At 73.6% G+C, this 12,483-nt stretch carries 14 protein-coding genes; 8 read left to right on the top strand and 6 right to left on the bottom strand.

Translation table 11 applies throughout. The features are described 5' to 3' along the window. Positions 1-28: 28 nt before the first annotated feature. Positions 29-805 carry an SDR family oxidoreductase gene (locus ACZ7BZ_RS14255; protein WP_470358553.1) on the bottom strand — a complete coding sequence of 259 codons (777 nt, stop codon included), beginning with the start codon at positions 803-805 and terminating at the stop codon, positions 29-31. Between the two features lie 172 nt (positions 806-977). On the opposite strand from ACZ7BZ_RS14255, the gene ACZ7BZ_RS14250 reads away from it, so the two are divergent. The 6 genes from ACZ7BZ_RS14250 to ACZ7BZ_RS14225 all read left to right on the top strand — a co-directional run bounded on the left by ACZ7BZ_RS14250 (position 978) and on the right by ACZ7BZ_RS14225 (position 7,504). Further along, on the top strand, positions 978-1,835 hold the full coding sequence (locus ACZ7BZ_RS14250; RefSeq protein WP_470358552.1) for a helix-turn-helix transcriptional regulator: 858 nt from the start codon (positions 978-980) through the stop codon (positions 1,833-1,835). A gap of 28 nt (positions 1,836-1,863) precedes the next feature. Then, positions 1,864-2,796 carry an aminoglycoside phosphotransferase family protein gene (locus ACZ7BZ_RS14245; protein WP_470358551.1) on the top strand — a complete coding sequence of 311 codons (933 nt, stop codon included), beginning with the start codon at positions 1,864-1,866 and terminating at the stop codon, positions 2,794-2,796. 102 nt (positions 2,797-2,898) lie between these two features. Next, the gene (locus tag ACZ7BZ_RS14240) at positions 2,899-3,423 is read left to right on the top strand and encodes a DUF6879 family protein (protein WP_470358550.1); all 525 of its coding nucleotides are present in this window, start codon (positions 2,899-2,901) and stop codon (positions 3,421-3,423) included. Positions 3,424-3,704: 281 nt separating this feature from the next. After that, positions 3,705-4,592, top strand: coding sequence for a LysR family transcriptional regulator (locus ACZ7BZ_RS14235; RefSeq protein WP_470358549.1), 888 nt, complete (start codon positions 3,705-3,707; stop codon positions 4,590-4,592). Positions 4,593-4,737: 145 nt separating this feature from the next. Beyond that, positions 4,738-5,997, top strand: a complete 1,260-nt coding sequence (locus ACZ7BZ_RS14230) for an alpha/beta hydrolase (protein WP_470358548.1) — start codon at positions 4,738-4,740, stop codon at positions 5,995-5,997. Positions 5,998-6,685: 688 nt separating this feature from the next. Next, positions 6,686-7,504: a hypothetical protein gene (locus tag ACZ7BZ_RS14225; protein ID WP_470358547.1), complete on the top strand. Its 819-nt coding sequence runs from the start codon at positions 6,686-6,688 to the stop codon at positions 7,502-7,504. Positions 7,505-7,649: 145 nt separating this feature from the next. Here ACZ7BZ_RS14225 and ACZ7BZ_RS14220 read toward each other — a convergent pair whose 3' ends face one another. Both ACZ7BZ_RS14220 and ACZ7BZ_RS14215 read right to left on the bottom strand, forming a co-directional pair. Beyond that, the gene (locus ACZ7BZ_RS14220; RefSeq protein WP_470358546.1) at positions 7,650-8,258 is read right to left on the bottom strand and encodes a hypothetical protein; all 609 of its coding nucleotides are present in this window, start codon (positions 8,256-8,258) and stop codon (positions 7,650-7,652) included. A 117-nt stretch (positions 8,259-8,375) separates the two neighbouring features. Continuing rightward, entirely contained in the window at positions 8,376-9,266 is an 891-nt protein-coding gene (locus ACZ7BZ_RS14215) for a LysR family transcriptional regulator (protein WP_470358545.1), read from the bottom strand. 70 nt (positions 9,267-9,336) lie between these two features. On the opposite strand from ACZ7BZ_RS14215, the gene ACZ7BZ_RS14210 reads away from it, so the two are divergent. Then, the gene (locus tag ACZ7BZ_RS14210; RefSeq protein ID WP_470358544.1) at positions 9,337-10,065 is read left to right on the top strand and encodes a CTP synthase C-terminal region-related (seleno)protein; all 729 of its coding nucleotides are present in this window, start codon (positions 9,337-9,339) and stop codon (positions 10,063-10,065) included. 34 nt (positions 10,066-10,099) lie between these two features. Here ACZ7BZ_RS14210 and ACZ7BZ_RS14205 read toward each other — a convergent pair whose 3' ends face one another. The 3 genes from ACZ7BZ_RS14205 to ACZ7BZ_RS14195 all read right to left on the bottom strand — a co-directional run bounded on the left by ACZ7BZ_RS14205 (position 10,100) and on the right by ACZ7BZ_RS14195 (position 11,988). Then, on the bottom strand, positions 10,100-10,639 hold the full coding sequence (locus ACZ7BZ_RS14205; protein ID WP_470358543.1) for a GNAT family N-acetyltransferase: 540 nt from the start codon (positions 10,637-10,639) through the stop codon (positions 10,100-10,102). Positions 10,640-10,714: 75 nt separating this feature from the next. After that, on the bottom strand, positions 10,715-11,314 hold the full coding sequence (gene coaE, locus ACZ7BZ_RS14200; protein ID WP_470358542.1) for a dephospho-CoA kinase: 600 nt from the start codon (positions 11,312-11,314) through the stop codon (positions 10,715-10,717). 32 nt (positions 11,315-11,346) lie between these two features. Then, positions 11,347-11,988, bottom strand: coding sequence for an MBL fold metallo-hydrolase (locus tag ACZ7BZ_RS14195; protein ID WP_470358541.1), 642 nt, complete (start codon positions 11,986-11,988; stop codon positions 11,347-11,349). A gap of 62 nt (positions 11,989-12,050) precedes the next feature. On the opposite strand from ACZ7BZ_RS14195, the gene ACZ7BZ_RS14190 reads away from it, so the two are divergent. Then, positions 12,051-12,482 (top strand): MarR family winged helix-turn-helix transcriptional regulator, encoded by a 432-nt coding sequence (locus tag ACZ7BZ_RS14190; protein WP_380451807.1) that lies wholly within the window; start codon positions 12,051-12,053, stop codon positions 12,480-12,482. Position 12,483: the final 1 nt, after the last annotated feature.

Genomic DNA, 12,483 nt, shown 5'->3' with positions numbered 1-12,483 from the left:
CGGACGTTTCCATCACCTGCACCCCCGGTCAGCTGGGCTGGCCGGTCGGCATGATGGTGACCTGCTGGAGGTTGACCCGGGGCGGGAGGGTGGCGACGAAGCCGACGGTCTCCGCCACGTCCTCCGGCGTCAGCCACTCCATGGCGTCCTTCGAGCCCTCCAGCCACTCCAGCGCGCCCTGATCGGTCACGTGGCTCTGCAGCTCCGTCGCGACGATGCCGGGCTCGACCGCCGACACCCGGACCTTCTTCGGCCCCAGCTCCGCCCGCAGGGTCCGCGACAGGTGGCTGACGTACGCCTTCGTGCCGGAGTACACCGCGAAGGTGGGGAAGATGTTCTGCGCCGCGATGGACGAGGTGTTGATCAGGTCGGCCACGCCGCGCTCGGCGGCCGCCTTCACCAGCTGCGGGGTGAACACACCGATCGCGTTCATCAGGCCGGTGATGTTGAGGTCGATCTGCTGCTTCCACTGGGCCGTCGCCAGTTCCTCGATCGGGGCGGGCAGCATGACGCCGGCGTTGTTCAGCAGCAGGTCGGTGCCGCCGAGTTCGGCCGCCACCCGGTCGGCGGCGGCCTGCATCGCCTCGACGTCAGTCACGTCGGCGGCGATGGCGACCGCGCTGCCGCCGTTCTTCTCGATCCGCTCGACCAGCTCCGCCAGCCGCTCCGCCCGCCGGGCCAGGACGACGACCCGGGCGCCCAGCGACGCCAGCTTCTCGGCGGACGCCGCACCGATGCCGCTCGACGCACCGGTGACGACGGCGACGCGACCGGCGAGGGGCAGGGACGTGGTGTTCGTGGACATGTCTCTTACGCTCCAAGGGTGTTGGTTCCGGCCTCCGATCCCCGTCGGCCGCAGATCCAGTACAACCCCCGCGCCACCCCTTCGGGACGCCATAACTGGCCCTGCCCAGGCAGGTACTGCCAGGGCCACCCAGGACCGCCCGCCACCCCGCTCCCGCGACGACAATGGAGCCATGGACCGCACCAAGGAGATCGCCGGCTTCCTCCGCTCCCGCCGAGCCCGGGTCACCCCGGAGGAGGCCGGACTGCCCGCCGACGGGCGCGTCCGCCGGGTGCCCGGCCTGCGCCGGGACGAGGTGGCCCGGCTCGCCGGCGTCAGTACGGAGTACTACACCCGACTGGAGCAGGGCCGGGCCCTCAACCCCTCCACCGAGGTGGTGGAGGCGATCACCCGCGCCCTGCGCCTGGACGGCACCGAGCGCGAGCACCTCACCGACCTCCTCCGCTCCGACACCCGCCCCGCCGCCCGCCGCGCCCCGGCGAGGGCCCAACGGGTGCGCCCGGGACTGTACTTGATGCTGGAGACGCTCGACCACGTGCCGGCCTTCATCCTCGGCCGGCGCACCGACGTGCTGGCGTCCAACCGGCTCGCCCGGGAGGTCCTCACCGACTTCGACGCCCTGCCCGCCAACCGCCGCAACCTGGCCCGCTTCTACCTCCTGGACCCCAAGGCCCGGGAGACCGTGGGTGATTGGGAGAGGATCGCCGCCGAGACGGTGGCCATGCTCCGGTTCGAGGCGGGCCGCTACCCCCAGGACCGCCGACTCGCCGACCTGGTCGGCGAACTCACTCTCCAGTCACCGGAGTTCACCGACTGGTGGAACGACCACAAGGTACTGCGGCGCACCCACGGCGCCAAGCACTACCACCACCCCCTGGTCGGGGAGCTGCACTTCTCCTACGAGTCCTTCCAGGTGCCGGGCGACGCGGAACAGACCCTGTGCGTCTACAACGTCGAGCCGAACTCCCCGACCGCCGAGGCCCTCCGGGTCCTGGCCAGCTGGACGGCGCCCACGATCCCGGCGCCTTAGTCCACGGCGCCCAACTAGCCTTCCCTCCATGACCCATACCGCGATCGAGATCACCGAGGACCTGGTCCGGCAGCTCCTGCGCGACCAGCACCCCGACCTGGCCGACCTCCCGCTCCGGCTCGGCGCGCGCGGCTGGGACAACCAGATGTGGCGGCTCGGCGACGACCTCGCCGTCCGGCTGCCCTGGGCGACGGAAGCCGCAAGTGCGCTGCTGCGCAAGGAACATGCCTGGCTGCCCGCCCTCCCACGACCCCTCCCCCTGCCGATCCCGGCACCCCGGCGCCTCGGTGAGCCGTCCGAGCGTTTCCCCCACCCCTGGATGGTCACCACCTGGGTGCCGGGCACGCCCGCCGACCGCGCCCCCGTCACCCGCGCCGCAGCGTCAGCCGAAACCCTGGCCGCCTTCCTGACCGCCCTCCACCGGCCCGCCCCGGGCTCGGCGCCCACCGGCGCCAGGGGCGGGCCGCTGTCCGGCCAGGCCGAGCACGTCATCCAGGGGCTCGCCTCGGCCGCCGCCCTGGGGCTGGTCCCCGACCCGGAGGCCGTCCGCGCCGTCTGGGACGACGCCGTCACGGCGCCCGCCTGGACCGGCCCGGCGCTGTGGATCCACGGCGACCTCCACCCGGCCAACGTCCTCACCGCCGAGGGCACCCTCTGCGGCATCATCGACTTCGGCGAACTCTGCGCGGGCGACCCGGCCGGCGACCTCGCCGCCGCCTGGTCCCTGCTCCCGGAAGGCGGCGCCGACCTCTTCCACCGGGCCTACCGGCCCACCCAGGACCCGGCGACCCTGCGCCGCGCCCGCGGCTGGGCCGTCGTGCGCGCCCTCGGTGGCATCCACATCGGCGAGGCCGGCCGCCACGGCCGCCCGGGCGGCAAGGCCACCTGGGGCCCGCCCGCCTACGCCGCCCTCCGCCGCCTCACCGCCGACGCCCGCGCCCGCGCCCGCGCCCGGCTGTAGCCAACGCCCACACCCGACGCCCGACGCCCGACGCCCACACCCGACACGCGCGCCCGACACGCAGCCGACGCCCGTAGCCGACCACCCCACGAAAGGCCCGCGATGACCGAGCACCTGCCCGACTTCTCCGCCCTGCTGAGGGGCGCCCGCCGTACGGCCGTCCACCTGGAGATGCGGGACGCCTACGGAGTCGGCGGCGAGGCCGCCGAGTTCGCGGAGTTCAAGCGCTCCGGCGCGGTCGACACCGACCCGGACTCCGGCTGGTGGGCCGGCTGGGTGCCGCTGGTCCGGGAGACCGTCGGCCGGGGCGTGCGGATGCGCCGGGCCCGGATCGTCTCCGAGCCGGTCACCGACTACATCCGCTGGGAGCACGCGCTCACCCCGGTGAACCTCGCGGCCGGCGAGCAGGTGCGCTGGCTGCCGCGGCGGCTGGCCTCGGACATCCCGCTGCCCGGCAACGACCTGTGGCTGATCGACGACCGCCTGGTGCTGTTCCACTGGTTCACCGGCGACGGAGACTGGGCCGGGCACGAGTACTGCGAGGACCCGGCCGTGGTGAAGCAGGTGTCCGACGCCTTCGAGACCGTCTGGGAGCGCGGCACCCCGCACGCCGAGTACACCGTCTGAGCCCGACCCCGCTCCCAGCCGCCTCCCGGGCCGTCCGCCCGAAGACGCGCGCCGCCGAGGATTCCCGTCCCGCCCCACCCGCCGACTGACGGGGCGGCGGGTGGGGCCGGAACGGCATCGGCCAAGCGCACACAGAAGGCCGAATGACGTGCACGCCGAGACGTCACTCGGCATACCCCCGTCGCCATTCGCGATGGCCCGTTGCACCGCGCCCACTCTGGGTTCGATCACCGGGAAGCACAAGTGAATGTTTCTCGACTGCATCTCGTAGCATCACTGAGATGTTGAACCTCGAACGCTTGCGGGTGCTGCACGCGGTGGCGACGACCGGATCCGTCGTGGGCGCAGCCCGGCTCCTGCACGTCACCACCTCGGCGGTCTCGCAGCAGATGGCGCGGCTGGAGCAGGAGACCGGCACTCACCTGGCGGAACGTCAAGGCCGGGGCATTCGCCTGACCGAGGCCGGCACCCTGCTCGCCGGGGAGGCCGCGGAACTGCTCGCGCACGTGGAACGCGTCATGGCGACCATGGCGCAGCACCGCGGACTGGTGACCGGCGACCTCACGATCGCGGCCTTCCCCACCGCCGCCCGCGCGCTGCTCCCCTCGGCCCTGCGGGCCCTGCTGGCCCGGTACCCGGACCTGACGGTGTCGGCGCGGGAGCAGGAACCGTACGAAGCCGTCCCGGCGGTGCGGCGCGGGCTGCTCGACCTGGCCGTCGTCGAGGACTGGACCGGTGATCCGCTCGCCCTGCCCCAGGGGCTGGACCACCGCGCCCTCCTCGACGACATCTACGACATCGCCCTGCCCCCGGACCATCGGCTCGCCGACTGCCCGACGCTGAGCCTGGCCGACCTCGGCGATGAGCACTGGATCACCTCGAGCGACGGGCAGCTGTGCCATGAGTGGCTGGTGCGCAACATCAAGCCTGCCCGCATCGCCCACACCGCATCGGAGCACCCCACGCAGTTGGCGCTGGTCGCGGCGGGACTGGGAATCGCCGTCATCCCGCGCCTGGGGCGTGAACCGGCCGCCGCTCCGGTCCGGTTCGTGCCCCTGGTGGACGCCCCACGGCGCCGGGTCTTCGCCGTCTGGCGTTCCACCTCGACCGCGCGTCCCTCGATCGGCGTCGTGGTCGATGCGCTGATCGAGGCCTGTCCGGTCGGCTGAGAGCCGTCTCGTTCAGGCCTGCGCCCGGCGGACGGGTGATGCTACGAAGGCGACCACACCCGGCCTCCCAGCCGGCTCCCAGACCCCGCCCGGCAAACGGTCAGCCTTTAAGCCCCTTCTCATTCGCCGCCCCTAGCCTCCGCGCATGAACGTCTCGCTGCTCGACGGCTGGTTCCCCTGGACGGTCCAGGCCGCCGCCTTCGCCCTGTTCCTGACCGCGGTGGGCTGGCGGGACCGGACGTGGCAGCGCAAGTGGGGGCCGATCGCGCTCGGTACGGCGCTGGCGATCACCGCGGTGGTCGCCGTCGCCGTGCTCACCCTGGCCGGGATCACCGATCCGATCCCGTTCGGGGTGTGGCTGTGGAGCGGGGTGGCGATCGCCTCGTTCGCCGTGCTCGGCTTCGGCTGGCGGGGCGCGCGGTGGTGGCGCCGGGCGCTGGTCGCGCCGACCGTACTGCTGGCGCTGTTCTGTGCCGCGAACAGCGTGAACATCGCGACCGGCTACTACCCGACGGTGGACGACGCGATCGGCGAGCTGAGCGGTCAGCCGCTGCCGGACCAGATCACCGTGTCCGAGGTGTCGTCGATCCACGGCAAGACCAAGACCGGCCGCATCGTCCAGGTCGACATCCCGGACACCGCGAGCGGCTTCGCCCACCGCCAGGAGCTGGTCTACCTGCCGCCCGCCTGGTTCCGCAGCCAGAGCCGGCCGAAGCTGCCGGTGCTGGAGATGATCGGCGGCGAGTTCGCGGCGCCGGACAACTGGATCCGCTCCGGCAACGCGGTGAAGACCGCCGACGAGTTCGCCGCGAAGCACAACGGCTTCGCCCCGATCCTGGTCTTCGTGGACGCCACCGGCGGCTTCCGGGTGGACACCGAGTGCGTGGACGGCCCGCACGGCAACTCCGAGAGCCACCTGCTCAAGGACGTCCCGCCGTACATCGAGAAGATCTTCAACGCCGCCACCGACCCGCACAAGTGGGGCCTGGCCGGCTGGTCGATGGGCGGCACCTGCGCCTTCGACATGGTCGTCGAACACCCCGGCCGTTTCGCCCACTTCGGTGACTTCTCGGGTGACAAGGGCCCGTACATCGGCGACAAGGAGCACACCGTCCAGGAGCTGTACGGCGGCGACGCGGCCGCCTGGGCCGCCCACGACCCGCTGACCGTGCTCGCCCACCACGCCAAGTACCAGGGCGTCTCCGGCTACTTCGGCCAGGGCGACGAGGAGCACGGCCAGATCGAGTCCGCCAAGGCCCTGGAGGCCGCCGCCAAGAAGGACGGCATCCGCACCACCAACGTGGTCGGCTCCGGCAAGCACACCTGGCAGACCGGCTCGGCGACCTTCGCCCAGGCCCTCCCCTGGCTCGCCGCCCAGCTCGGTGTCCCGGGCACCCACGCGTAACCGTCACGGGCCCGTCCCGGTCCGGTCCGGATCGGGACGGATCCGCCCTCGGTTCCGACCCCGCCCCTCGGTCCGGCCCCGGTCCCGCCCTCGGTTCCGCCCCCGGATCCGCGCCAGCTCCCGGCCGTACCCGAACCGCACCCCCCGCGCGGACCGTCCGGAACCGGAGCGTGGGTGGGATCACATCCGTCCGCCGCCGGGGGAAAGCCTTGGTGTCGGCCGCCCGTTCACACCCGGCCGGCTCCGCCCCGAACGGGCACGATCCACCGCCGAACCGCCCGCGCGGCATGGAAATCCACTGCGCACGGTGGGTTCCGGGCACCGGCCCGTCCGCCGGAGCCGGCTCTCCCGTCGCGCATGGCTTCCTCGGCGCTCGCACACATGTTCACCACCAGCTCGCTGCAACTGCCGCACGCCCCCGGCGCCCGGGAGAAATCCCGCTTTGCTCCGGGCGCCGCCGTGTCATAGGTTTCGTCCGCCGTCGACGCAGCAACCGCTCTGACCGTGCCTCAGACCTGCGGTGAGCTGCGGAGCCAGGGGGCCTGGCGGCTGCACCAACGGGGGAGGAACAGCCATGCCGAGTGCCCGCAGCCACGGGTCGACCGGTCGGCGAGGACGGGCGGTCGACGCACCACCGGCCCCCGCCCCGGCCCAGACCCATGACACCGGACACCCGAGGGATCGTCACTTGCGCAACAGCACCCGCCTGGCCACCGCCACCGCCACCGCCGCCGCCCTGCTCTGCGCGGGCGCCCTGAGCGCCTGCGGCCCGGACAACAGCGGCCAGGACGGCGGCAAGAGCGCCGCCCCGTCGGCGCCCGCCACCGCGGCACCCACCGCGGGCGGCACCAACGCCGGCACCGGCACCGGCACCGGCAAGCCCACCGCCGGCGCCGACAAGGACAAGGGCGTCCCGGCCAAGGCCTGGATGGACACCAAGAGCATCCCGATGGACGAGGCCTACCACTTCGCCCCGCTGGCCGCCAACGCCAAACCGGTCACCGGGTCGGTCGACTTCAAGGGCATGGAGCTGTGCCACGCCGCGCCCCCCAAGGGCGAGGAGTACATGTACACCGACGGCGCTGCGCGGGCCAAGGCCGCGGTCGGCTTCGGCGGGGACCGCTGGACGGCCCAGCAGACCGTGGACTTCTGGGGCGACCCGACCCACAGCAGCGGCAACGCCCAGACCGCCGGCGCGATCAAGCGGGGCCTGGTCGACGCCGTGACGAACTGCGCCAAGACCGCGCCGGGCGCCACGGTGAAGGTGACCAGCGCGGGCGACGCACCGTACTTCGCCGCCACCGTGACGGCCCCGCAGCCCGACGGCTCCACCGCCACCTTGCACGAGTACGTCGTGCTGAGCGCCGGGACGGTCAGCGAACTGTCCGTCTGGGCGACCACCAAGGGCGGCGCCCAGCCCAAGGACGCCTGGAAGGCGCCCGAGGACAAGTACGTCGCCACCGGCATGACGGCCCCGCTCTGCGAGGCCTTCCCGGGCTGCGGCTGACGCACCCGCTGCGGCCGGCGCACCCGGGTCCACTGACGCACGACCCGCAGCCGACGCACCAGCCACAGCTGACGCACCCACAGACGGCCGCCAGGCCCGTCCGGCACAGGGGACCGGACGGACCTGGCGGCACCATTTCAGCCGCTCACAGCCCCAGGCGGCTGAGCGCCGTGGTCCAGTCGCTCGCGATCGCGCTGCGGGCGGCGTCCAGGGTCACCTTGTGGCCGCACACCGCGTTCTTCAGTCTGGTCTCGACCGAGTCCTTGCTCTGCGCCGGCTCGTTGCCGTAGCGCGGCTCGGGCCACAGGTTGCGCGGGTCGCGCGGCGCGCCGCCGAGCTCCAGCGGGACGAAGTGGTCCTCCTCGTAGTCGGAGAGGTTGGTGTCCGAGTAGCCGTACTGGGCGATCTGCTGGGCCTTCAGCGCGTTCGTGTAGCTGGTCGGCGGGCGCACGGTGGCGGTCCAGCCGGAGACGCAGATGGTCTGCCCGATGGTGGCCTGGGTGACCGCCGGGTTGTACGCGCCGGGGGTGCAGGACGGGTCGGGCAGCGGCAGGTTTGCCTGCGAACAACTCGCCGCGAAAGTAAGGGACTTGAGCGGTTCGTGGTTCCCCGAGACGGCGGCCTGCGCGGTGCCGGCGGCGAGGCCGGCGACGGCGAGGGTGGCCGCCGCGGCGACGACGGTGAAACGCTGACGGAGCATCATGGTGGCGCTCTCCTGGGCCGGCCCGGCCGATCGCCGGGCGACTGTGCCCATGACAGCACCGTTCGCTCGACCTCCGTCAGGCCCGGGACGTGAACGAGTGGTGTCCACGCCTCCACACCGGCACGACACGACGGCCGACGGGCGGCGACCGGCCACCGGCGAAGGCCCCTACTCCACCAGCAGCCGCGCCAGCAGCGCCGCCGGCCCCTCCGGCAGGCTGCCGTGCACCAGTTCCGTGCGGTGCACCAACCGCGGTGCGGCGATCGGCGCGTGGGCGATGCCTGGGGCGCGGACCACCGCCGGTTCGGGCAGCAGGGTGAGCCCGTGCCCGGTGGCGACCAGGGCGAGCAGCCCGTGCAGGTCGGTGCCCCGGTAGCGGGTGGCGGCCCGGAAGCCGTCGGTGCCGGCGGCGGCGCGCAGCCGAGCGGCGGTCGGGGTGAGGTCGGGGGCGTCGAGCCAGCGCGCGGCCGAGAGGTCGGCGAGGGCGACGCCGGTGCGGCCGGCCAACGGGTGCCCGACGGGCAGGGCGACGGCGACGGGCCGTTCGTCGACGGCGACGGTGGTCAGCGGGCCGACCTCGGGCAGCGGCAGCGGGTCGCTGGGCGCGGCGAGGCCGTCGATCAGGGCGAGGTCGACCTCGCCGGTGGCGACCTGAGCGGGCAGCACGTCCTGGGCGAGTACCCGGACGACCGGTTCGACCTGCGGGTACACCCGGCGCACTTCGCCGAGTGCGCGCCCCAGGGTCGCCCCGACCGTCAGCGGGGTGGCGCCGAGCACCAGTCGGGCGCTCGGCGCGTCGGCCAGGCGCGCGACGTCGGCGCGCGCCGCCTCCAGCCGGACCAGCAGCGGTGCGGCGTGCTCCAGCAGCCGCCGCCCGGCCACCGTCGGCCCGACCGGGCGGCGGACCAGCAGCGCGGTGCCGAGGTCCGCCTCCAGTGCGGCGATCTGCTGGGAGACCGCGGACTGGGTGTAGCCGAGGTCCCGGGCGGCCTCGGAGAAAGAAGCGAGCCGGGCGACGGTGACGAAGGTGCGCAACTGCTGCGGATCCACGGCGGTCATCAACCGATCTGATCGATGGGTAAGAAATCATCGTTGGCGCTGATCTCGGGTGCGGGGTCAGGATAGCCGCATGACCTACCTGACCCCGCGGATCGCCCTGGTCGGCGACCGCTCCCCCGCCGTCCGCTCGCACGCCCGCATCCCCGGCCTGCTCGACTCCCTCGCCGAACGCGACCGGCTCGTCCTGGACGCCTACTGGATCCCCACCGAGGACGCCGGAGCGCCCGGCGCGCTGGACGGCTTCGACGCCGTCTGGCTGCTGCCCGGCAGCCCGTACCGCAGCGAGGCGGGCGCCCTGGCCGCGATCCGGACCGCCCGCGAGCGGGGCATCCCCTTCCTCGGCACCTGCGCCGGGTTCCAGCACGCGGTGCTGGAGTACGCCCGCGACGTCTGCGGCATCACCGACGCCGTCCACGGCGAGGAGGACCCGGACCGCGACCAGCAGGTGATCGTGCCGCTGTCCTGCTCCCTGGTCGGCCACGAGGGCACCGTCGTGATCACCCCCGGCTCCCTGGCCGAGCGGGCCCTCGGCACCACCCGCACCCTGGAGCGCTACCACTGCAACTACGGCCTCAACGCCGACTACCTGGACCGGCTGCGCGCCCACGGGCTGAACTTCACCGGGGCGGACGAGTCCGGCCAGGTCCGCGTCCTGGAGCTGCCGGACCACCCGTTCTTCCTGGCCTCGCTGTTCCAGCCCGAGCTGTCCGGCGACGGCACCCGGGCCCACCCGATGATCCGGGCCCTGGCCGCGGCCGCCGTCGCCCACGCGGCCGAGGGCGAGCCGACGCCCGCCTGAGCGACGACCCCGCCGGGGAGCCGTCGCCCACCCGTCACATCGGCAGCGACCGCAGCCGCACCGGCCCCTCCGGCCACCCGGCGCCCTCCGCCAGCGGCCGCCACATGGTGCGCAGCGGCATGACCGCGAGCCGCCCCTCCGGCTGTTCGACCGTCACCTCCTCGGCGACCTCCCGGAAGCCCAGCCCCCGGTAGAACGCGGCCAGCGGCGGGCGGCAGAACAGCAGCGCGTACCGGAGGCCGAGCGCGCGCCCGTGGCCCAGGGCGGTTTCGACCACGGCGTGCGCCAGGCCCTCGCCGCGCCGGTCGGCGGCGACGCAGACGCCGCCGACGCCCACCGCCGCCAGGTCGGTGCCGCCGACGGTGAGCGGTATCGGGAGCAGCCCGGCGTGGGCGACGAGCCGGCCGTCGGCGGCCCGGATGCCGAAGTGCACGTCCTTGGAGCGGAAGGTCAGCCCGGTGTAGGCGACGCCGTATGGATCCTCGCCGGGGCCGAGGATCTGCTCCTGTTCAGCGCGGGTGTAGCGCTCCAAGCGTTCGACGGCCAGCGGTTCAGCGGAGAAACGATCATTCATCACTCCATGCTCCCTTCCCCGCGGACGGGCCTCCGAGTCCCCTCCCGACCACCGGATCGGTCACATGGTCCGAGCCTAGGAAGCCGCCCGCTCCTCCAGCTCCGCCCACACCTCGTCGACCCGCGCCACCAGCGCCTCCAGCGACCCGCCGTTGTCGATCACCAGATCGGCGATCGCCAGCCGGTCCGCCCGCGCGGCCTGGGCGGCCATCCGGGCCCGGGCCTCCTCCACGGCCATCCCGCGCAGCCGGACCAGCCGGTCCAGCCGCACCTCGTCGTCCACGTCGACGACCACGACCAGGTCGAACAGCGGCGCCAGCCCGTTCTCGGCGAGCAGCGGCACGTCGTGCACCACCACCGCGTCCGGCGCGGCCGACGCCTCCAGTTCGGCGGAGCGGGACCGCACCAGCGGGTGGACGATCGCGTTCAGCGCCCGGAGCTTCTCCGGGTCGGCGAACACGATCGCCCCGAGGGCCGGGCGGTCCAGCGCGCCGTCCGCCCGCAGCACCTGCGGGCCGAACTCGGCGACCACGGCGGCCAGGCCGTCCGTCCCGGGGGCGACCACCTCGCGGGCGATCAGGTCGGAGTCCACGATCACCGCGCCGCGCGCGGCGAACAGCCGGGACACCTCGCTCTTGCCCGCGCCGATACCGCCCGTGAGTCCGATCTTCAGCATGGCGCCAGGCTACCGGCGCACCACCGCGGGCGTCAGGCCAGGTCCAGGCTCTCGCCCTCGCCCAGTACGGTCAGCTCGGCAGGGCTGCCCGGTCCGTCCGGCCCGAGCAGCCGGGTGGCGATCATCTGCCCGATCGGGCTGAGCGTGGCCTCGTGCACGGGCACCGCCACCCGCGGGCCCGCCTCCCGGACGTAGTCGACCACTTCACCGGCTTTGCTCCAGGGCGCGGCGAGCGGCAGCAGCAGGGTGTCGACGGCCTGCGGCGGCACGGTGAAGGCGTCGCCGGGGTGGAACAGCCGGCCGTCCAGCAGGAAGCCGATGTTCTTCACGAGCGGGATGTCCCGGTGGATCTCCGCGTGCCACTCGCCGTGCACGCTCACCCCGACCCCGCCGATCTCGAAGGCGTCGCCCTCGCCGACCGCGGTGATCCGCTGCCCGAGGCCCTCCAGTTGGCCGGCGACGTCGCCGTTGGTCCACACCCGCAGCGCCGGGTCGGCGTCCAGGGCGGCGCGCAGCCGGGACGGCTCGAAGTGGTCCATGTGCTCGTGGGTGATCAGGACGGCGTCCGCCCCGGCCAGGGCGGCGGGGTCGGTGAAGGCCCCGGGGTCGATGACGAGGGTGGTGCCGTCGTGCTCGATGCGTACGCAGGCGTGTCCGAACTTGGTGATTCGCATGTGGAAAACCATACAGCAGGGCTGTACAGTTTTGCTGCACATCTTCCGGATAGACTTCTCCCATGACCAGCGACGCCCCGCACCGGGACACCTTGGACCTCGCCGCCGACCTGCGCGCCGCCCTCGGCAGCCTGGTCCGCACACTGCGCGACAGCGACGACCTGCCGCCCAACCAGGCCGCCGTGCTCGGCCTGCTGGTCCGCGACGAACGCTCCTACACCGTCGCCGAACTCGCCGACCGCCGACGCGTGCGCCACCAGTCGATGGCCCGCACCGTCGCCCTGATGTCCGAGGCCGGCCTGGTCGCCCAGCAGCCGCACCCCACCGACGGCCGCAAGCAGCTGATCGCCGCCACCGAGGCCGGCCGGCTCGCCCTGCTGGATCAGCGCGCCCGCCGCGAGCACCACATCGCGACCGCCATCGAGTCCCGCCTCAGCACCGCCGAACGGGAGCAGCTGCGCGCGAGCGTCGAACTGCTGCAGCGCCTGAGCTGAC

It is taken from the genome of Kitasatospora sp. NPDC036934 (assembly GCF_055608425.1).
The sequence above is the reverse complement of the archived record's forward strand: the minus strand, read 5'-3'. Positions and strand labels throughout refer to the sequence as shown.

Excerpts from the sequence above, each read along its gene's own strand:
- ACZ7BZ_RS14255 (WP_470358553.1), bottom strand. The coding sequence starts at position 805 with ATGTCCACGAACACCACGTCCCTGCCCCTCGCCGGTCGCGTCGCCGTC.
- ACZ7BZ_RS14250 (WP_470358552.1), top strand. The coding sequence starts at position 978 with ATGGACCGCACCAAGGAGATCGCCGGCTTCCTCCGCTCCCGCCGAGCC.
- ACZ7BZ_RS14245 (WP_470358551.1), top strand. The coding sequence starts at position 1,864 with ATGACCCATACCGCGATCGAGATCACCGAGGACCTGGTCCGGCAGCTC.
- ACZ7BZ_RS14240 (WP_470358550.1), top strand. The coding sequence starts at position 2,899 with ATGACCGAGCACCTGCCCGACTTCTCCGCCCTGCTGAGGGGCGCCCGC.
- ACZ7BZ_RS14235 (WP_470358549.1), top strand. The coding sequence starts at position 3,705 with ATGTTGAACCTCGAACGCTTGCGGGTGCTGCACGCGGTGGCGACGACC.
- ACZ7BZ_RS14230 (WP_470358548.1), top strand. The coding sequence starts at position 4,738 with ATGAACGTCTCGCTGCTCGACGGCTGGTTCCCCTGGACGGTCCAGGCC.
- ACZ7BZ_RS14220 (WP_470358546.1), bottom strand. The coding sequence starts at position 8,258 with ATGGGCACAGTCGCCCGGCGATCGGCCGGGCCGGCCCAGGAGAGCGCC.
- ACZ7BZ_RS14215 (WP_470358545.1), bottom strand. The coding sequence starts at position 9,266 with ATGACCGCCGTGGATCCGCAGCAGTTGCGCACCTTCGTCACCGTCGCC.
- ACZ7BZ_RS14210 (WP_470358544.1), top strand. The coding sequence starts at position 9,337 with ATGACCTACCTGACCCCGCGGATCGCCCTGGTCGGCGACCGCTCCCCC.
- ACZ7BZ_RS14205 (WP_470358543.1), bottom strand. The coding sequence starts at position 10,639 with ATGAATGATCGTTTCTCCGCTGAACCGCTGGCCGTCGAACGCTTGGAG.
- coaE (WP_470358542.1), bottom strand. The coding sequence starts at position 11,314 with ATGCTGAAGATCGGACTCACGGGCGGTATCGGCGCGGGCAAGAGCGAG.
- ACZ7BZ_RS14195 (WP_470358541.1), bottom strand. The coding sequence starts at position 11,988 with ATGCGAATCACCAAGTTCGGACACGCCTGCGTACGCATCGAGCACGAC.
- ACZ7BZ_RS14190 (WP_380451807.1), top strand. The coding sequence starts at position 12,051 with ATGACCAGCGACGCCCCGCACCGGGACACCTTGGACCTCGCCGCCGAC.